Origin of the sequence: Mycoplana azooxidifex (assembly GCF_014196765.1) — a bacterium.
Classification (GTDB): Bacteria; Pseudomonadota; Alphaproteobacteria; order Rhizobiales; family Rhizobiaceae; genus Mycoplana; species Mycoplana azooxidifex.
This window is the reverse complement of the sequence record NZ_JACIEE010000004.1, coordinates 212,721-231,832: the sequence shown is the minus strand read 5'-3', so window position 1 is coordinate 231,832 and position 19,112 is coordinate 212,721. Positions and strand designations below refer to the sequence as shown.

At 64.7% G+C, this 19,112-nt stretch carries 16 protein-coding genes; 13 read left to right on the top strand and 3 right to left on the bottom strand.

Annotated features, from left to right (window positions below; genetic code table 11):
- Window positions 1-21 precede the first annotated feature (21 nt).
- Window positions 22-1,419 (bottom strand): sensor histidine kinase, encoded by a 1,398-nt coding sequence (locus GGQ64_RS10385; protein ID WP_183803293.1) that lies wholly within the window; start codon window positions 1,417-1,419, stop codon window positions 22-24.
- On the bottom strand, window positions 1,416-2,090 hold the full coding sequence (locus tag GGQ64_RS10380) for a response regulator (RefSeq protein WP_183803290.1): 675 nt from the start codon (window positions 2,088-2,090) through the stop codon (window positions 1,416-1,418). Before GGQ64_RS10380 ends, GGQ64_RS10385 begins: the two co-directional genes overlap by 4 nt.
- Before the next feature lie 194 nt (window positions 2,091-2,284).
- Here GGQ64_RS10380 and GGQ64_RS10375 point away from each other — a divergent pair, with 194 nt between their 5' ends.
- The 5 genes from GGQ64_RS10375 (at window position 2,285) to GGQ64_RS10355 (ending at window position 6,856) form a co-directional block, all read left to right on the top strand.
- Entirely contained in the window at window positions 2,285-3,331 is a 1,047-nt protein-coding gene (locus tag GGQ64_RS10375) for an ABC transporter substrate-binding protein (RefSeq protein WP_183804239.1), read from the top strand.
- 231 nt (window positions 3,332-3,562) lie between these two features.
- Window positions 3,563-4,507, top strand: a complete 945-nt coding sequence (locus GGQ64_RS10370) for a Bug family tripartite tricarboxylate transporter substrate binding protein (RefSeq protein ID WP_183803287.1) — start codon at window positions 3,563-3,565, stop codon at window positions 4,505-4,507.
- Window positions 4,504-4,995, top strand: a complete 492-nt coding sequence (locus tag GGQ64_RS10365; RefSeq protein ID WP_183803283.1) for a tripartite tricarboxylate transporter TctB family protein — start codon at window positions 4,504-4,506, stop codon at window positions 4,993-4,995. Before GGQ64_RS10370 ends, GGQ64_RS10365 begins: the two co-directional genes overlap by 4 nt.
- Before the next feature lie 13 nt (window positions 4,996-5,008).
- Window positions 5,009-6,526, top strand: coding sequence for a tripartite tricarboxylate transporter permease (locus tag GGQ64_RS10360; RefSeq protein ID WP_183803280.1), 1,518 nt, complete (start codon window positions 5,009-5,011; stop codon window positions 6,524-6,526).
- A 69-nt stretch (window positions 6,527-6,595) separates the two neighbouring features.
- The gene (locus GGQ64_RS10355; protein ID WP_183804317.1) at window positions 6,596-6,856 is read left to right on the top strand and encodes a hypothetical protein; all 261 of its coding nucleotides are present in this window, start codon (window positions 6,596-6,598) and stop codon (window positions 6,854-6,856) included.
- Between the two features lie 172 nt (window positions 6,857-7,028).
- Here the strand turns inward: GGQ64_RS10355 and GGQ64_RS10350 are convergent, their stop codons facing one another.
- Window positions 7,029-8,117, bottom strand: coding sequence for a DUF475 domain-containing protein (locus GGQ64_RS10350; RefSeq protein WP_183803277.1), 1,089 nt, complete (start codon window positions 8,115-8,117; stop codon window positions 7,029-7,031).
- A 395-nt stretch (window positions 8,118-8,512) separates the two neighbouring features.
- Here GGQ64_RS10350 and GGQ64_RS10345 point away from each other — a divergent pair, with 395 nt between their 5' ends.
- From GGQ64_RS10345 to GGQ64_RS10310, 8 genes are all read left to right on the top strand, one after another.
- Window positions 8,513-10,576 (top strand): M3 family metallopeptidase, encoded by a 2,064-nt coding sequence (locus GGQ64_RS10345; protein WP_183803274.1) that lies wholly within the window; start codon window positions 8,513-8,515, stop codon window positions 10,574-10,576.
- A 201-nt stretch (window positions 10,577-10,777) separates the two neighbouring features.
- Window positions 10,778-12,340, top strand: a complete 1,563-nt coding sequence (locus tag GGQ64_RS10340; RefSeq protein WP_183803271.1) for an alkaline phosphatase D family protein — start codon at window positions 10,778-10,780, stop codon at window positions 12,338-12,340.
- Window positions 12,341-12,461: 121 nt separating this feature from the next.
- Window positions 12,462-14,288 (top strand): translational GTPase TypA, encoded by a 1,827-nt coding sequence (typA, locus tag GGQ64_RS10335; RefSeq protein ID WP_183803268.1) that lies wholly within the window; start codon window positions 12,462-12,464, stop codon window positions 14,286-14,288.
- Window positions 14,289-14,519: 231 nt separating this feature from the next.
- Window positions 14,520-15,026: a GNAT family N-acetyltransferase gene (locus GGQ64_RS10330; protein WP_183803265.1), complete on the top strand. Its 507-nt coding sequence runs from the start codon at window positions 14,520-14,522 to the stop codon at window positions 15,024-15,026.
- Window positions 15,027-15,222: 196 nt separating this feature from the next.
- Window positions 15,223-15,606 carry a c-type cytochrome gene (locus GGQ64_RS10325; RefSeq protein WP_183803262.1) on the top strand — a complete coding sequence of 128 codons (384 nt, stop codon included), beginning with the start codon at window positions 15,223-15,225 and terminating at the stop codon, window positions 15,604-15,606.
- Window positions 15,607-15,738: 132 nt separating this feature from the next.
- Window positions 15,739-16,575, top strand: a complete 837-nt coding sequence (locus GGQ64_RS10320) for a cytochrome c oxidase subunit II (protein ID WP_183803259.1) — start codon at window positions 15,739-15,741, stop codon at window positions 16,573-16,575.
- Between the two features lie 40 nt (window positions 16,576-16,615).
- Entirely contained in the window at window positions 16,616-18,388 is a 1,773-nt protein-coding gene (locus tag GGQ64_RS10315; protein ID WP_183803256.1) for a cytochrome c oxidase subunit I, read from the top strand.
- On the top strand, window positions 18,385-19,107 hold the full coding sequence (locus GGQ64_RS10310) for a cytochrome c oxidase subunit 3 (protein WP_183803253.1): 723 nt from the start codon (window positions 18,385-18,387) through the stop codon (window positions 19,105-19,107). Before GGQ64_RS10315 ends, GGQ64_RS10310 begins: the two co-directional genes overlap by 4 nt.
- The last annotated feature ends 5 nt before the right edge of the window (window positions 19,108-19,112 follow it).

Here is a 19,112-nt window from a genome sequence, read left to right as displayed (position 1 = left end):
ACCTTCGGACCCGCTCCGGTATCAGCCCGCAGGGACGTTGGCGGGGAAGGTGATGGTGGCGCACAGGCCCCGTCCGCCGGGGTTGTCCTCCAGCGCCAGCGTTGCGCCGAAGAGGGCGGCGATATCCTGGACGATCGGCAGGCCGAGCCCCATGCCGGGAGCATCCCCTAGCCCTCCGCGGGCGAAGCGCTGCAGCACCTCGGCGCGGCGGTCGGCGGGAATTCCGGGCCCATTGTCCACCACCTGCAGGCTCGTCCTGCCTGCCTCCGCCTTGACGGAGACCGTGACCTCCGAGCCCGGTCCCGCATAGGCGATCGCATTTTCGATCAGGTTTCGAAGCATCTCGCCGAACAAGAGCGGCTCGGCGCGCGCGGGCGCCGGCAGTTCGCCCTCGTAGCCGAGGTCGATGCCGGCCTGGGCGGCGAGCGGCACATAGTCGGCGGTCGTCGCCTGGGCGAGTGCCGTGACATCGATCACGGCCAGCGGGCGCGGCTCCGCCGATCCGGCGGCGTCGATCTTGGCCATCAGCAGGAGCTGGGCAAGGATGCGCTCGGCATGGGCCACCACCGCGTCGCCCTTGCGAGCGGCATCCTGCGCCGCCTCCAGCGTGCCGGCCCGGGTCGCCAGCGCGAGCTGGGTGCGGATGATGGCTAGCGGCGTGCGGAGCTGGTGGCTGGCATTGCCGGAGAAGTGCCGCAGCGAATTCAGCGCCGATTGCAGGCGGACCATGAAGGAGTTGACCGTCTCGACGAGACCCTCGACCTCCTGCGGCACCTGTTGCTCGATCGGGTGCAGGTCGTCGGGGCTGCGTTCGGCGATCGCATCGCTGAGCCGGTAGAGCGGGCGCAGGGCGAGCGTCACGGCGATCCAGACGATGGCGGCGGCCCCCGTTATCATGAGGGCGAGGCGGAGCGCCGAGCGGAAGAGAATGGCCTGGGCGAGTTGGCGCCTGGCGATCGTGGTCTCGGCGACCGTGACGACGAAGGGGACCGAATTGACGCCGGTGGAGGCGGAGCGGTGCAGCACCGCCACCCGGATCGCCTCGCCGCGGAAGCTCGCATCCGCGTAAGCCGTCGGCCTGTCTCCCGCCCCCGTGATCGTCGGAAGCGCCTGGTATCCGGTGATGAAATGGCCGGGAGGGCCCTCGACGCGATAGAAGACGCGGTCCTGGGCGGCCGAGGTCAGCATCTCCAGCGCCACATAGGGGATATCCACCTCCAGGGCACCGTTCTCGTTGACCACGACCCGTTCGGCAATGGCCAGTGCGGAGCCAGCGAGCACGCGGTCGGAGACGGTGTTGGCCGTCTTGACCGCCTCGCGGTAGGTGTCGATCAGTGCCAGGACGCCGAAGACAGCGGTGGCGACGAGAAGCCAGACGAGAAGCTGGCGACGCAGCGATGGAGCCGGATTGCGGGTCAAGCCGGGGTCACCTTGTCCAGATAGTAGCCGATGCCGCGGGCGGTGCGCACCGTAAGCCCGTGCGGGGCGATGCGCTTGCGCAGGCGGCTGACATATTGCTCGATCGCGTTGGCGCTGAGATCGTCGTCGAAGGCTGCGAGCGACTGCATGATCGCCTCCTTGGACACCACCTTGCCGGCGCGCATGAACAGGATTTCCAGAAGGCCGAGTTCCCTTGCCGGGATGTCGAGCGGGACGCCGCCGGCGGAGAAGGTGCGCGAGTTGAGGTCGAATTCGACCTTGCCGAAGCTGAGCGCGGAGGAGCGCAGCCCCGCCTGCCGGCGCAGCAGCATCCGCACACGCGCCTCGAATTCGGAGATGTCGAAGGGCTTGCTCATGTAGTCGTCGGCGCCGAGGTCGAGACCCTTCACCTTGTCCTCCGCCGCCCCGCGCGCGGTCAGGATCAGCACCGCTGCCCGGTTCTGGCGGGCGCGCATGGCCCGCAGCACCTCCAGCCCGTCCATTTCCGGCAGGGTCAGGTCGAGGATCACCAGATCGAAGGCCTCCGCCGAGATCGCAGCGTCAGCGGAGGCACCGTCGCTGACGACGTCCACGGCGTGACCCGTGCCGCGCAGGATGGCGGACAGGCCGTCGGCCAGGGTCCGGTTGTCTTCGACGAGCAGTATGCGCACCTGGTCCCTTCCTCCCGGCTCACCCTTCCATGCCGACGTGGCGGCGCAAAGGGCGGCCAACACTTTGACTTTGTGCACAAACCTTTCGGAAAATCGATACCGAACTTCGAACCTTACCGCAGGCCACCGGATCCCGCTTGAGAACCCCGGCGCGGTCAGGCAATCTCGCCTCCATGCGCACCCTTCATGCCTTCATGCTTGCAGCCTCCCTCTGTTCCCCCGCCCTGGCCGGGGAGACGTTCTATCCCGCGCCGGAGGGCAAGGGAGACGCGCCCGTCCTCGTCGTCTATTCCTCGCTGGACGAGCCCTTGGCGCGGCCGATGATCAAGGGTTTCCAGGCGGCCAATCCCGACGTCGCGGTGCGTTACGACGAGATGCTGACCGGCGAGGTCTACGACCGCGTCGTCAAGGAGACCGACGCCGGGCAGAAGACGGCCGACTTCGCGTTCTCCTCGGCGATGGACCTGCAGGTGAAGCTCAGCAACGACGGCTACGCCCAGCGCAGCGACCTGCCGATGAGCGAGCGCTGGCCGCAATGGGCCAACTGGCGCAATACGGCTTACGCGCTGACCTTCGAGCCTGCCGTGTTCGTCTACCACAAGCCGAGCTTCAGGAACGAGAAGCCGCCGGCCTCGCGCGCCGAGTTCCTCGACTATCTCAACCGCCACGGCAACGACATCTACGGTCGGATCGGCACCTACGACATCGAGCGCTCCGGCGTCGGCTTCCTGTTCATGGCGCGCGACCAGGAGCAGTTCGGCGATATCTGGACGGTGATCCGGGCGATGGGGGCTGCCGGGGTGAAGCTCTATTCGACGAGTTCGGCGATCCTCGAGCGGGTTGCCGATGGCCGCTTCGTGCTCGGCTACAACATCCTTGGCTCCTATGCCGCCGACTGGGTGGCCAGGCACCCCGATGTCGGCATCGTCCTACCGAAGGACTACACGGTTGTGATGTCGCGCATCGGGCTGGTGCCGCAGGCGGCGGCCTCGCCCGAGCTCGGTCGCCGCTACCTGTCGTTCTTCATGTCCAAGGAGGGCCAGACGATCATGGCGCGCGAACTGCAGATCGCCGCCGTCTCGCCCGACGTCGCCGGCTGCAATACTGCGACGGGGATGCAGGCGCTTTTGGGTGCGCAGCTCAAGCCGGTGCCCGTCAGCCCGGGCCTGATGGTCTACCTGGACCAAGTGAAGCGGGCTCGGCTGATTGCCCGCTGGAACGAAGTGCTAAGAACGCAATAGGGGCGGGATCGCGCCCCGATCGTGGCAAGACTGTGCTAGGATGTCAGCTAGATGACAGGTTTTTGTGGTGGCTTGAAGATCCCGGTGGTTCCGTGGAGGCGGTGCCGGGGCAATGGGAGGGGAGCCGCCATCATGGCGCGGCCGGCATGAACGCCGGCGCAGAGTGCTTTCTCCCTCGACAGCTTGAAACAATGCGCGGCCACGGTAGCTGCGCCTGACGGAGGATATGCCTTGAAACACTTTTTCCTTGCTTCCATTCTTGCCGGCGCCATGGCGCTGCCCGCGTTCGCGGCCGATTACAAGATCATCGCACCGGCCAATCCCGGCGGCGGATGGGACCAGACGGCCCGCACGCTGCAGACGGTCATGCAGTCCGAAGGCATTTCCGGCAACGTGCAGGTCATCAACGTGCCGGGCGCCGGCGGAACGATCGGCCTCGCCCAGTTCGCCAGCCAGGACAAGGGCAATGCCGGCGCGCTCATCGTCGGCGGCTACGTCATGGTCGGGGCGATCCTCACCAACAAGTCGCCCGTCACGCTGAAGGACGTCACCCCGATCGCGCGGCTGACCGGCGAGTATGAAGCGATCGTCGTGCCGGCCTCCTCGCCGTTCCAGACCTTCGGTGATCTCGTCGAGGCGCTGAAGAAGGATCCGGGCGCGGTTTCCTGGGCCGGCGGCTCGGCTGGCGGCACAGACCATATCGCCGTCGGCCTGATCGCCAAGGCGGCCGGCGTCGATCCGAAGAAGATCAACTACATCGCCTATTCGGGCGGCGGCGAGGCGCTGGCTGCGATCCTCGGTGCCCAGGTCAGCGCCGGCATTTCCGGCTATGGCGAGTTCGAATCCCAGGTGAAGGCCGGCACGCTGCGGCTGCTCGCCGTCTCCAGCGCCGACCGGCTCGAGGGCATCGACGCCCCGACGATCAAGGAAAGCGGCCTCGACGTCGTCGTCGAGAACTGGCGCATGGTCGCCGCGGCTCCCGGGCTGAGCGACGAGCAGAAGGCCGCCGTCTCGGCCGATATCGAAAAGCTCGTCAAGTCGGCCGCCTGGCAGGAGCAGCTGAAGACCAAGGGCTGGCAGGATACCTACCTTTCCGGCGCGGCCTTCGACGAACAACTGGCCAAGGACGTGTCTGCCACCGAGGGTGTCCTTAAAGACATCGGACTGGTCGAATGACCGACGGGAACAAACCCGCAAGCGCAACGCGCCGCCCCGATGGGGCGGCGTTCGTCATCGCCGTCGTGCTGGCCGCAATCGCCGGCGTCATCTTCTGGGACGTCTCCCGCCTGGCGGGTGCAGCCGGCTATTCGCAGGTGGGGCCGACGACCGTGCCCCATGCGATCGCCTACTGTCTCCTCGGCCTTGCGATCTGGACGGCGATCGAGGCCTGGCGCGGCGAATTTCCCGCACGCGAGCGGCAAGAGGTCGCGCCTGTCGTCTGGATCGTCGGCGGGCTCGCCGCGCAGATGCTGCTCCTCAAGGTTGCCGGCTTCTCGATTTCGACGGGCCTGCTGTTTGCGCTGACGGCCGCGGGCTTCGGCAAGCGCAAGCTCTGGATCACCATCCCCGTCGGCATTGTTCTCTCCTTCGTCATCTGGGTGATCTTCTCCAAACTTCTGCAGCTCTCCCTGCCCGCCGGGCCGCTCGAGCACCTGTTCTTCTGAGGGACGGCAGCCAATGAGTACTTTCGAATTTCTCCTCCAGGGCCTTGCGGTCGCCGCCCAGCCGATGAACCTGCTCTATGCGTTGATCGGCGTCACGCTCGGAACGGCCGTCGGCGTGCTGCCGGGCATCGGCCCGGCGCTGACGGTGGCGCTTCTGCTGCCGGTCACCTACAAGCTCGATCCGGCCGGCTCGCTGATCATGTTCGCCGGCATTTATTATGGCGGCATGTATGGCGGCTCGACGACCTCGATCCTGCTCAATACGCCCGGCGAAAGCGCGTCGATCGTCACGGCGCTGGAGGGCAACAAGATGGCCCGTGCCGGCCGCGGCGGACCGGCGCTGGCGACGGCTGCCATCGGCTCCTTCGTGGCCGGCCTGATCGCGACGCTGGCGCTCGCCTTCGTCGCGCCCTTCATCGTCAAGGTCGCGCTGGTGTTCGGACCGCGCGAGTATTTCGCCCTGATGGTGCTCGCCTTCGTCACCGTGTCTTCGGCATTCGGGGATTCGACGCTGCGGGGGCTGACCTCACTCTTCGTCGGCCTGACGCTGGCTATCATCGGCATCGACCAGTTGAGCGGCCAGGCGCGCCTTTCGTTCGGCATCCCGGACCTGCTCGACGGCATCGAGGTCACCACGCTCGCGGTCGCCATGTTCGCCATCGGCGAGACGCTCTACATCGCCGCGCAGGGCGACAAGGGGCCGGACAAGGTCGAGGCGGTCAAGGGATCGGTGTGGATGAATGCCGCCGACTGGGCGCGTTCGTGGAAGCCATGGCTGCGCGGAACGGCGATCGGCTTTCCGATCGGGGCCATGCCGGCCGGCGGTGCGGAGATCGGCACCTTCCTGTCCTATGCCGCCGAGAAGCGACTGACCAAACATCCGGAGGAATTCGGCAACGGCGCCATCGAGGGTGTCGCGGGCCCGGAGGCTGCCAACAACGCGTCTGCCGCCGGCACGCTGGTGCCGCTCCTGACGCTCGGCCTGCCGACGACTGCGACGGCTGCGATCATGCTGGCCGGCTTCCAGCAATATGGCCTGCAGCCCGGTCCCCTGCTGTTTGCGACCAATCCGCAGCTCGTCTGGGGCCTGATCGCAAGCCTCCTGATCGCCAACTTCATGCTGCTGGTGCTGAACCTGCCCCTGATCGGGCTCTGGGTGAAGCTGCTGACGATTCCGAAGCCCTGGCTCTATGCCGGCATCCTGCTGTTTGCCACGCTCGGGACGATCGGGGCCAACCCGTCCGTGTTCGAACTCGGCATGCTGCTGGCGTTCGGCCTGCTCGGCTATGTCATGCGGATCTTCGGTTATCCGATCGCGCCGGTCGTGGTCGGGCTGATCCTGGGGCCGCTCGCCGAGCAGCAGTTGCGCCGGGCGCTTGCGATCAGCCAGGGCGACCTGACGACGCTGGTGGCCTCCCCCGTGGCCGTCGTCCTGCTTCTGATCGCGGCTGCGGCTCTCATCGTCCCGCTGATCCTGCGGGCGCGTGGCAGGGGACAGGTGCTGTCGCAACTGGCGGCGAGCGAAGACTGAGCCACCGCCTCCCCGACAGGAATTTGCACAAAAAGCAGGCCGCAAGCGATTGCGGCGTGCTTTCGTTGCATGGCTGCCCTGCTGATCTATCCATTGAACGCAAGGCTGTTTGGTATCATCTATTGTGCATCGCAACAGGGTCGTAACCCTAGAGAAAAGAGCAAGACGATGAACCAGAATCGCAATGGAGTTCGCCAGGGTTTCTTGGGCCGCGCATTCGCGGTTCTGGGCGCGGCGAGTGCAGCCGCAGCAGCGGTCGAAGGCAACCGTCGTCCAAAGGATCGCGACCTGCGGATCCTCGGCATCGATCCGGCGAACTTCCCGAAGTAAGCATCGTCCGCAAAGGACGGAGGTCCAGCCGGTTTCAACGGCGGATCCTGTGCCCGGAGAGGCACATCGCAGTGACAGCAATATTCAGCAAAAGGCCCGGCGATCTCAGATCGCCGGGCCTTTTCTTGTCTCGTAGGGGAGCGGCGGCGCCGGGATGGCGCCGCCGTCCGCGTCAGACGTTTTCGACCGGCTGGGCACCATGTGCTTCGGCCAGTTCCCGCCGGTTGTAGCGGATCGAGGACCAGAGCGAGATGCCGATGAGGCCGGCGCCGCCAAGGCCAGTGATGACCTCCGGAATATGCACCAGCGTCTGGCAGTACATGATCACCGACAGGATCAGGATCGCGTAGAAGGCGCCGTGCTCCAGGTAGCGGTATTCGGCGAGCGTGCCCTTGTCGACCAGCATGATCGTCATCGAACGCACATACATGGCACCGATGCCGAGGCCGATGGCGATGATGAAGAGGTTCTGCGTCAGCGCGAAGGCTCCGATCACGCCGTCGAACGAGAAGCTCGCATCGAGCACCTCGAGATAGATGAAGGCGCCCAGGCCACCCTTTGCGGCTGCGCTCATCGTCTGCTGCGACGCATCCAGGAGGCCACCCACGACTTCGACGGCAAGGAAGGTCAGCAGACCGTAGATTGCCGAATAGACGAAGCTATCCGCCGCCTCGCCTTCGAGGAAGTTCGAGAAGACAAGGATCAGGATCAGGACGAAAGCGATCTCTACGCCCTTGATCGTCGCATAGCGGGCCATGCGCTTCTCGATGAAGGCGATCCAGTGCACATCCTTCTCATGGTCGAAGAAGTAGGTCAGGCCGACCATCATCAGGAAGGTGCCGCCAAAGGCGGCGATCGGCAGATGCGCCTCGTGCATGATCCGGGCGTATTCCTCCGGCTGCTTTGCCGCCAGCACGATCGCCTCGATCGGGCCGATCTGGGCCGCGATCACGACGATCAGGAGCGGAAAGATGATGCGCATGCCGAAGACGGCGATGATGATGCCCCAGGTCAGGAACCGATGCTGCCACTCCGGCGTCATGTCCTTGAGCTTGTTGGCGTTGACGATGGCGTTGTCGAAGGACAGCGAGATCTCCAGCACCGCAAGCACGGTGCAGATGAAGAATACGGTTGCCATTCCGCCGATCGTGCCGGTGGTCTGCCAGCCGAGCCAGGCGCCGAGAACGAGGCCGAGCGCGGTGACGATGAAGGCCCAGGTGAAATAGGACAGCGAACTTTGCGGTTGTACGCGCGTGGTCATGCCCGCACCTCGCTTTCGAGGACGGTCATGCTTGCAAGGTTGCAGATACGGGAAAAGCGCGTGCCAGAAAAGGCATGCGCATCAGGCATGTTCAGGATTTTCATATTCTTGAATCCGCCGGCTTAATTGCTGGCGGTACCGACATCACGAGAGCGCCGTAAAAACTCTCGCCAGAGGGGCCCGGCACCAAAGTTGGTTCTGCGGCGGGATGTCTAGGGCCGCAGCAATCCCGTTGTCCTCGAAGTATGCCGTTTCGTCAAGCTTTTTCGCTCAGTGGCAGGGCCCGAGGGCGTATCGGCCCGGCGGTGAAAGAAATGGATGCGTGGCGTACACAAGCCGGCATTCTGTCCCTATATTCCGCCGATCAGCCCTGCCGAGACGAGGAACACTTTACAATGAGCGCATCTTCCAAGATCAGCCCCGCCCTTACCCACTGGAGCGGGATCAACGGCCTGCCGCGCTTCGACCTCGTCTCTGACGACAGTTTCGCAGAAGCGTTCGATGCGGCCTTCGCCCTGCACGAGGCGGAGATCGACGCGATCGCAACGAACGCCGAGGCGCCGACTTTCGACAACACCGTCACAACGCTCGAGACCGCGGGCGACGAGCTTTCGCGCGTCTCGGCGCTGTTCTGGAGCCGTGCCGGCGCCAATACCAACGAGGTCATCCAGGCGCTGGAGCGCGAGACCGCACCGAAGATGTCGCGGCACTACTCGAAGATCGGCAACAATGCCGAACTCTTCTCGCGCATCGATGCGCTGTGGGAGGGTCGCGACGGGCTCGGGCTTACGCTGGAGCAGGCGCGCGTGCTGGAGCGGCACTGGAAGAGCTTCGTCAAATCCGGTGCCAAGCTCGCAAAGCCCGAGCAGGACCGGCTCTCGGCCATCAACGAGCGGCTCGCCGGGCTCGGCGCGCAATTCGGCCAGAACGTGCTTTCCGACGAGAAGGAATGGTCGCTGTTGCTTTCCGAGGCAGCCGACCTCGAAGGACTGCCCGACTTCTTGAAGGATGCGATGGCGGCGGCGGCCCGTGACCGGGGCGCCGAGGGCAAGTATGCGGTGACGCTGTCACGCTCGATCATCGAGCCGTTCCTGACGTTTTCCGCCCGCCGCGAGCTGCGCGAGCAGGCGTTCCGCGCCTGGACCGCGCGCGGCATCAACGGCGGGGTGACCGACAACCGCGAGATCGTGCGCGAGACGCTGGCATTGCGGGCGGAGAAGGCGGCGCTTCTGGGCTACGGGAACTATGCCGCGCTCAAGCTCGACAACACGATGGCGAAAACGCCCGATGTCGTGAACGGGCTCCTCTCCCAGGTATGGGAGAAGGCGGTGGCGCGCGCCGGTGAGGAGGAACAGGAGCTGGCACGCCTGGTCGCCGCCGAGGGGCGCAATCATCCCGTCATGCCGTGGGACTGGCGGTACTATGCGGAGAAGCTGCGCGCAGAAAAATTCGATTTCTCCGAGGCGGAACTGAAGCCCTATCTGCAGCTGGAAAAGGTGATCGAGGCGTGCTTCGACGTCGCCGAACGGCTGTTCGGCATCCATGCCGTACCGCTTGCGGGCGTGCCGGCCTATCACCCCGACGTGCGTGTCTTCGAGATCCGCGACCGCGACAACAGGCTCGTCGCCATGTTCCTCGGCGACTATTTCGCCCGGTCCTCCAAGCGCTCCGGCGCCTGGATGAGTTCCTATCAGAGCCAGCACAAGCTGCCGCTGAAGAACGGGACCACCGGCGAGATCCCCATCATCTACAACGTCTGCAATTTCGCAAAGCCCGCCGAGGGCAAGCCGGCGCTGCTTTCGCTCGACGACGCACGCACGCTGTTCCACGAATTCGGTCATGCCCTGCACGGCATGCTGTCCGACGTGACCTATCCGTCGGTCTCGGGCACCGGCGTCTCGCGCGATTTCGTCGAATTGCCCTCGCAACTTTACGAGCACTGGCTGACGGTGCCCGAAATCCTGAAGACCTACGCCGTGCACTACGAGACCGGCGAGCCGATGCCGCAGGCGCTGCTGGACAAGGTGCTGGCGGCGCGCACCTTCAACGCCGGCTTCGCTACCGTGGAGTTCACCTCCTCCGCGCTGGTCGACATGGCATTCCATACGCGCGGCGCCGTCGAAGATCCGATGGCGGTTCAGGGCGAGGTACTGGGGGAGATCGGCATGCCGGCATCCATCGTCATGCGCCATGCGACCCCGCATTTCCAGCACGTCTTCTCCGGGGACGGCTACTCGGCCGGCTACTATTCCTACATGTGGTCGGAGGTCCTCGATGCCGACGCGTTTGCCGCCTTCACCGAGACGGGCGACGCCTTCGATCCCGGCATGGCAGCCAAGCTGAAGGCCAACATCTATTCCGTCGGCGGCGCCATCGACCCCGAGGACGCCTACAAGGCCTTCCGCGGCAAGCTGCCTTCGATCGACGCCATGCTGGAGAAGAAGGGGCTGGCGGCCTGACCCTGGCCGCCTGAACACAGTCTCGGTGACCCTCACCCTCGCCTGAAGGGGATGTAGGGCGCCGACGCCACTCCTTCGTCATCCCTCCGTCACCGAACTGTATCGCCTGCGTCATCGATCCGTAACGTCGCTGACACGTGACCGCCCGATGGTCGGCCGCGCGGATCGGACAGCGATTCGCGCGGTTTCGACGAGGGATCCATGGCGACAGCGGCCGACCTCCTGACACGGCGCTCCTTTCTGCTGACGGCGGGCGCCGCCGGCCTTGCCGCCTCCTCGGCGCTGGCCGTCCCGCATTATGCGCGGCGTCACGGCAGCCCGGTCTTCACGCACGGCGTCCAATCGGGCGACGTCGATACGTCGTCGGGCATGATCTGGGCGCGAACCGATCGTCCGGCGGAGATCGCGGTCGAGTATTCCACCACCGAGAGCTTCACCAATGCCGTGCGCGGCCCGGTGCTGAAGGCAGGGCAGGAGACGGATTTCGCCGCCAAGCACCTCCTGACCGAGCTTCTGCCGGACCAGGACATCTTCTATCGGCTGACGGCGACGGACCCCTCTTCCTCGCACCTGGTCTCCGAGCCGATCGTCGGCCGGTTCCGGACTGCTCCGCTGCGGCGGCGCTCGGTCCGGCTTGTCTGGTCCGGCGATACGGCCGGGCAGGGCTGGGGCATCGACGATATCGGCATGAAAACCTATTCGACCATGCTCCTGCACGAGCCGGACTTCTTCATCCATTCCGGCGACACGATCTATGCCGACAATCCCATTCCCGACGAGATCCGGCTTCGCGACGGCACGATCTGGAAGAACCGCATCGTCAGCGACGAAAAGCGCGAGGTGGCGCGGACGCTTTCGGAATACCGCGGGCAGTGGAAGTACAACATGCTCGACCGGCACCTGCTGGACTTCAACGCGCAATGCCCGACATTCTTCCAGTGGGACGACCACGAGGTGCTGAACAACTGGTCGGCCTCGACGGACCTCAGGGACGATCCGCGCTATCCGGAGAAGGACATCGCCGTCTATGCCGGCCGGGCGATGCGCGCCTTCCAGGAGATGACGCCGATCCGCCACAGGCCGTCGGAACCGGGGCGGATCTTCCGCAAGATCGCCTATGGTCCTCTGCTGGACGTGTTCTTCGTCGACCTGCGCTCCTATCGCGACGCAAACCGCGGCAGTTCCGACCACGACCTGTTCGGCTGGCGGCAGGCGAGTTGGCTGAAGCGCGAACTCGCCGCGTCGAAGGCCACGTGGAAGGTGATTGCCTGCGACATGCCGCTCGGCGTTGTGATCTGGGACGACTATGGCCAGAAACTCGGCTACGAGGGCGTCGCCGACGGGTTGAACGGACCGCCTGCAGGGCGCGAGCGCGACATCGCCGACCTGCTTACCTTCATGCGCGACAACGCTATCCGCAACGTCGTGTGGCTGACGGCCGACATCCACTATACAGCCGCCCATCACTACGATCCGGCGCGGGCGAAGTTCAAGGAATTCGAACCTTTCTGGGAATTCGTCTCCGGGCCGCTGCATTCGGGCACCTACGGCCCGCATCCGCTCGACATGACCTTCGGGCCGGAGGTGCGTTTCATGAAAGCGTCGGGCGGCGGGGCCGACAGCAACCTGCCTCCCTCCGCGGGCCTGCAGTTCTTCGGTCTCGTCGACATCAACGGCTCCAGCGAGCAGATGACCGTGCGGCTGATGGACCGGGAAGACCGGGAACTCTGGAACGTCACGCTCGATCCGGCGGTGACGGCTTGAGCGCCCGCGGACAGAGTTTCCGCCTGCCTCTTTCGCAATTGCGTAAAACCATGTATGGAGCGCGCCACATGCACGTGGCGCCTCTTTGTTCGTGCGCGCCCAAAACCTCAGAGATCAGAACATGTCCATTCGCAATATCGCGATCATCGCGCACGTCGACCATGGCAAGACCACGCTCGTCGACGAACTCCTGAAGCAGTCCGGTTCCTTCCGCGAAAACCAGCGCGTCGCCGAGCGCGTGATGGATTCCAACGACCTGGAAAAGGAACGCGGCATCACCATTCTCGCCAAGGCCACCTCGGTCGAGTGGAAGGGGCACCGCATCAACATCGTCGACACGCCCGGCCACGCAGACTTCGGCGGCGAGGTGGAGCGCATCCTGTCGATGGTGGACGGCGCGATCGTTCTGGTGGATAGCTCCGAAGGCCCGATGCCGCAGACCAAGTTCGTCGTCGGCAAGGCGCTCAAGGTCGGCCTCAGGCCGATCGTGGCGATCAACAAGATCGACCGTCCGGACGGCCGCCACGAGGAAGTCATCAACGAGGTGTTCGACCTGTTCGCCAATCTCGATGCGACCGACGACCAGCTCGATTTCCCCATCCTCTACGGTTCGGGCCGTGACGGCTGGATGAACGTCAATCCGGAAGGTCCGAAGGATCAGGGCCTTGCCCCATTGCTCGACCTGGTTCTCAAGCACGTTCCCGAACCGAGTGTCGGCGAAGGCCCGTTCCGCATGATCGGTACGCTTCTCGAAGCCAACCCGTTCCTCGGCCGTATCATCACCGGCCGCATCGCGTCGGGTTCGATCAAGCCGAACCAGCCCGTCAAGGTTCTCGGCCAGGATGGCAAGACGGTCGAAACCGGCCGTATCTCCAAGATCCTCGCATTCCGAGGTATCGAGCGTCAGCCGATCGAGGAAGCCCATGCGGGCGACATCGTCGCCATCGCCGGCCTGACCAAGGGTACGGTTGCCGACACGTTCTGCGATCCGGCCGTGACCGAAGCCATGACCGCGCAGCCGATCGATCCGCCGACCGTCACCATGTCCTTCCTCGTCAACGACAGCCCGCTGGCCGGCACCGAGGGCGACAAGGTCACCTCGCGCGTGATCCGCGACCGCCTGTTCAAGGAAGCCGAAGGCAACGTTGCGTTGAAGATCGAAGAAGCAGAGGGCAAGGATTCGTTCTTCGTCTCCGGCCGCGGCGAATTGCAGCTGGCCGTCCTGATCGAGACCATGCGCCGCGAAGGCTTCGAGCTTGCCGTGTCGCGTCCGCGCGTCGTCATGCACAAGGACGAGAACGGCACGCTGATGGAGCCGATCGAGGAAGTCGTGATCGACGTCGACGAAGAGCACTCCGGCATCGTCGTCCAGAAGATGTCCGAGCGCAAGGCTGAGCTGTCCGAGCTTCGTCCTTCCGGTGGAAGCCGTGTTCGCCTGGTGTTCTTCGCTCCGACCCGCGGCCTCATCGGCTACCAGTCGGAACTCCTGACCGATACCCGAGGCACGGCGATCATGAACCGGCTGTTCCACGATTATCAGCCCTTCAAGGGCGAAATCGGCGGCCGCACCAACGGCGTCCTGCTTTCCAACCAGTCGGGCGAAGCCGTTGCCTATGCCATGTTCAACCTGGAAGACCGTGGTCCGATGATCATCGAGCCGGGTGAAAAGGTCTATGCCGGCATGATCATCGGCATCCACTCCAGAGACAACGACCTCGAGGTCAACGTGTTGAAGGGCAAGCAGCTCACCAACATCCGTTCGGCCGGCAAGGACGAGGCCGTTCGCCTGACGCCGCCGATTCGCATGACGCTCGACCGCGCGCTCTCCTGGATCCAGGACGACGAACTGATGGAAGTCACGCCGAAGTCGATCCGGCTGCGCAAGATCTACCTCGACGCCAACGACCGCAAGCGGTTCGAAAAGTCGCGCTCGGCGGGCGCTGCCTGATAGGCGGACTGATTCGCGCCGAAAGTACGTAGGAACATCGCCAAAACGATCGAGGCCCCGGCAGAAATGCCGGGGCCTTTTCATGTGTGTGCCGACCTATTACGGCTTGTGGCATTTCTTAAAAAAGCGTTAACTTTCCCGGACGCCGCGGGCAAACTTGCCTGTGGGCAAGGGGATCTCCGGAAGGGCCCGGGATTCTCGCGGAGTCGATGCGGGTTTAGAGTCATTTCGATGAAAACACTATCGATCGATGTGCGGCGTGCCGAGCCGCAGGACGCGGCGGCCATCTCCGAGGCCCACAGGGCGTCCTGGCTGCATGCCTACGCGGGCATCATTCCCCACAAGCCGTTGATGCAGATGGTTCAGCGGCGCGACGCGGCGTGGTGGCGCAAGGCGACCCGCGGCCCGGCGACGCTGCTCGTGCTCGACGTCGCCGGCGTGATCGCCGGCTATGCCACGCTCGGCCTGAACAGGGCGCGCGCCCTGCCGCAGGACGGCGAGATCTACGAAATCTATCTTCGACCGGAGTATCAGGGCCTCGGGCTCGGCCGGATGCTGTTCGGCGAAAGCAAGCGGCTCCTGAAGTCGCTCGGCTGCGAGGGGATGGTGGTCTGGTGCCTGGAGGAAAGCGAGATGGCCGAAAGGTTCTTCCGCGCCGCCGGCGGGGTCGATATCGCCGAGGGCATGGAGGATTTCGGCGAAAAGGAACTGAAGAAGGTCGGCTTTATCTTCCGCTAGACCGTCCATGGCGTTTCAGCATCCTCCAACGGCGTGGATTGACTTCTGCCATCCGAGCCATACCTGAACAGGTGATCGCACCGCCGTGCTCCTGAAAACGGCGATACGTGCGGCGGAGGGCTGCCGGCGACGGTGGATTGCAATCACCGGCGACAGCCTTTTCCGGCAACCGTGCCTGGAGGAGAGGCTTGTTGTCATGCGAACCAAGGTGATTGCTCTCGCATTCCTTTCTGCCGCCTATCTCCCGGCCGCCCACGCCCAGGAGGGCGATGTTTCGGCGGGCGAAACGGTCTTCAAGAAATGTGCGATCTGTCATGTCGTGGATTCGGACACGAACAAGATCGGCCCCTCGCTGCACGGGATTTTCGGGCGCACCGCCGGTACGCATCCCGACTTCAAGTATTCGAAGGCGATGACGGAAGCCGGCAAGGGCGGCCTCGTCTGGGACGACGCCACGCTGCGCGACTACCTGCACAATCCGAAGGCGAAGGTGAAGGGCACGAAGATGGTCTTTCCCGGCCTGAAGGACGAGGCCGACATCACCAATCTGCTCGCCTACCTGAAGCAGCACGCGACGTAGTGCGCCGGAAGGGGTCGGAGCGAGGCGCGGGAGCCATCCGGACCGGCAATTGCCTGCCATTTTCATTCGTGAGATAGTTGTAATGCAGATTGCAGGTTGATGCCCACGGCCGGTACGGCGGGAGGGACGGATATGGCAGTCGTACTGGTGCTGGTGGCGATCGCGCTCGGGTCGGTGCTCTTTCATCTCATGAGCCCGTGGTGGTGGACGCCCATCGCCTCCAACTGGAGCTACATCGACCACACCCTCGTCATCACGTTCTGGATCACCGGCGCCGTCTTCGTCGCTGTCGTGCTGTTCGTCGCCTATTGCGTCTGGCGCTTCCGCTACCAGCCCGGGCGGCGTGCCGCCTACGAGCCGGAGAACCGCAGGCTGGAGAGCGGCCTTGCCGTCGGCACGGCGGTCGGCGTCTTCGCGATGCTGGCGCCCGGCCTGTTCGTCTGGCACCAGTTCATCACCGTGCCGCCGGAGGCGACGGAGATCGAGGTCGTGGGCCAGCAGTGGCTGTGGAGCTTCCGGCTGCCGGGGGCGGACGGCAGGCTCGGGCGGGCCGAGACGCGGGACGTGGCGCCGGACAATGCGCTCGGGATCGACAGGGCCGATGCGGACGGGCTGGACGACATCGTCATCGAGGGGGGCGAACTGCACCTGCCGATCGGCAAGCCGGTGAAGGTGCTGCTGCGCTCTGTCGATGTGCTGCACAATTTCTACGTGCCGGAATTCCGCGCCAAGATGGACATGATCCCAGGCATGGTCACCTATTTCTGGCTGACGCCGACGCGCACCGGCACCTTCGACGTTCTTTGCGCCGAACTCTGCGGCGTCGGCCATCCGATGATGCGGGGCACGGTCGTCGTGGACACCGAGGCCGACTACCAGGCCTGGCTCGCCGAACAGTCGACATTCGAGCAATTGCAGGCCGCTGCCATGCCGGCCGCGACGACGGTGGCGGAGGTGCCTGCAAGGTAGAGCGCCGGATCCGGGAGGGATCGGGAGAAGGAGGAGGACGATGGTGGAGGCATCAGGGGCAGGCGAGGTCATTCCGCCCGCCGCGGTGGAGGACGTCGAGCTCTATCATCCGCACAGCTGGTGGACGCGATACGTCTTCAGCCAGGATGCGAAGGTCATCGCCATCCAGTACAGCTGCACGGCGATCGCGATCGGGATGGTGGCGCTGGTGCTGTCCTGGCTCATGCGGATCCAGCTCGCCTTTCCAGGCGCGCTCGCTTTCCTCGATGCCGAGCGCTATTTTCAGTTCATCACCATGCACGGCATGATCATGGTGATCTACCTGCTTACCGCGCTCTTCCTCGGCGGCTTCGGCAACTACCTGATCCCGCTGATGGTCGGCGCGCGCGACATGGTGTTCCCCTATGCCAACATGCTGAGCTACTGGCTGTATTTCGTGGCCGTGCTGGTGTTGGTCGCAAGCTTTTTTGCTTCCGGCGGCCCGACAGGGGCGGGCTGGACGCTCTATCCGCCGCAGGCGATCCTGTCCAATACGCCAGGCGGGCAGGACTGGGGCATCGTCCTGATGCTGGTCTCGCTCATTATCTTCATCATCGGGTTCACCATGGGCGGCCTCAACTACGCCGTCACGGTCCTGCAGGGGCGAACGCGCGGGATGACGCTGATGCGCATGCCGCTCACCGTCTGGGGCATCTTCACCGCCACGGTGATGGCGCTTTTCGCCTTTCCGGCGCTGTTCGTGGCCTGCGTCATGATGTTGTTCGACCGGCTGGCCGGCACCAGCTTCTTCATGCCGGCGATCGTGGAGATGGGCGAGCAGCTCAAGCACGGCGGCGGCAGCCCGATCCTGTTCCAGCACCTGTTCTGGTTCTTCGGCCATCCGGAGGTCTACATCGTGGCACTTCCGGCCTTCGGCATCGTGTCCGACCTGATCAGCACGCATGCGCGCAAGAACATCTTCGGCTACCGCATGATGGTCTGGGCGATCGTCATCATCGGCGCGCTTTCGTTCGTCGTATGGGCGCACCACATGTATGTCAGCGGCATGAATCCCTATTTCGGCTTCTTCTTCGCCACGACGACGCTGATCATAGCGGTGCCGACGGCGCTGAAGGTCTACAACTGGACGCTGACGCTGTGGCGCGGCAACATCCACCTGACCCTGCCGATGCTGTTTGCGCTCGCCTTCATCGTCACCTTCGTCAATGGCGGGCTGACGGGGCTGTTCCTCGGAAACGTCGTGGTCGACGTGCCTCTGTCCGACACGATGTTCGTCGTCGCCCATTTCCACATGGTGATGGGCGTGGCGCCGATCCTCGTCATCTTCGGCGCGATCTACCACTGGTATCCGAAGATCACCGGACGGATGCTCAACGAAGGAATGGGCCAGGTGCATTTCTGGATCACCTTCCTCGGCGCCTACCTGATCTTCTTTCCGATGCACTATGTCGGGCTCGTCGGCGTTCCGCGGCGCTACAACGAGATCGGCGAGACCAGTTTCGTGCCGGAATCGGTGCACGACCTGAACGTCTTCATCACCGTGATGGCGCTCGTGGTCGGCGCGGCGCAGATCCTGTTCCTGTTCAATCTCGCCTGGAGCCTGCGGCACGGGCGCGATGCCGGCGGCAATCCCTGGCGGGCCACGACGCTCGAATGGCAGACGCCGCAGACGCCGCCCGCGCACGGCAACTGGGGCCGGGAACTGCCCGTGGTGTATCGCTGGGCCTACGACTACAGCGTGCCGGGCGCGCCGGAGGACTTCATCCCACAGAACCAGCCGGGTACCTTTCCGACGCGGGAGGCCGGCGCATGACCGCTATGCTTCTGTTCCTCTGCGTGATCGCAGCGATCATCATCTGGTGGTCGGCCGGGCAGGGACTGATGTCGAAGCCCTGGCTCGAGGTCGGCGTTGCCACAGCCCACGGACCGGGAGACAGGCGCGATCCCGATCAGCCGAAGCTGCCGGCCCAGAAGATCGGGCTCGGGGTCTTCCTCGCCGTCGTCGGCGCGCTGTTTACGCTCTTCATCAGCGCCTACCTGATGCGCGTGAGCACGCAGGACTGGTGGGCAACGCCGGTTCCGCGGCTGCTCTATGTCAACACGGGCATTCTTTTCGCCAGCAGCCTCTGCCTGCACTGGGCGAAGGTCGAGGCCGTCCGCGGCCGGCGCGATCAGCTGAGGACGGCGATGCTGGCCGGGCTTGCGACCGCGCTTGCGTTCGTCACCGGACAGGTGTTCGCCTGGCGGCAACTGGTGGCGGCGGGCTACACCCTGACCGACGATGCCTCCACCAGCTTCTTCTACGTGATCACCGGCATGCACGGCCTGCACATCCTCGGCGGCATGGTCGCGCTCGTGCGAACGGCGCGCCTCGTGCGGGCCGAAGCGATCGTCACGCCGCGGCTGCGGCTCAGTGTCGAGCTCTGCGCCATCTACTGGCATTTCATGCTCGCTGTCTGGCTGGTGCTGCTGGCGCTGTTTGCGGGATGGGCCGGCAGCATCGTCGCTTTCTGCCAGCAACTGATCACATAGGGAGA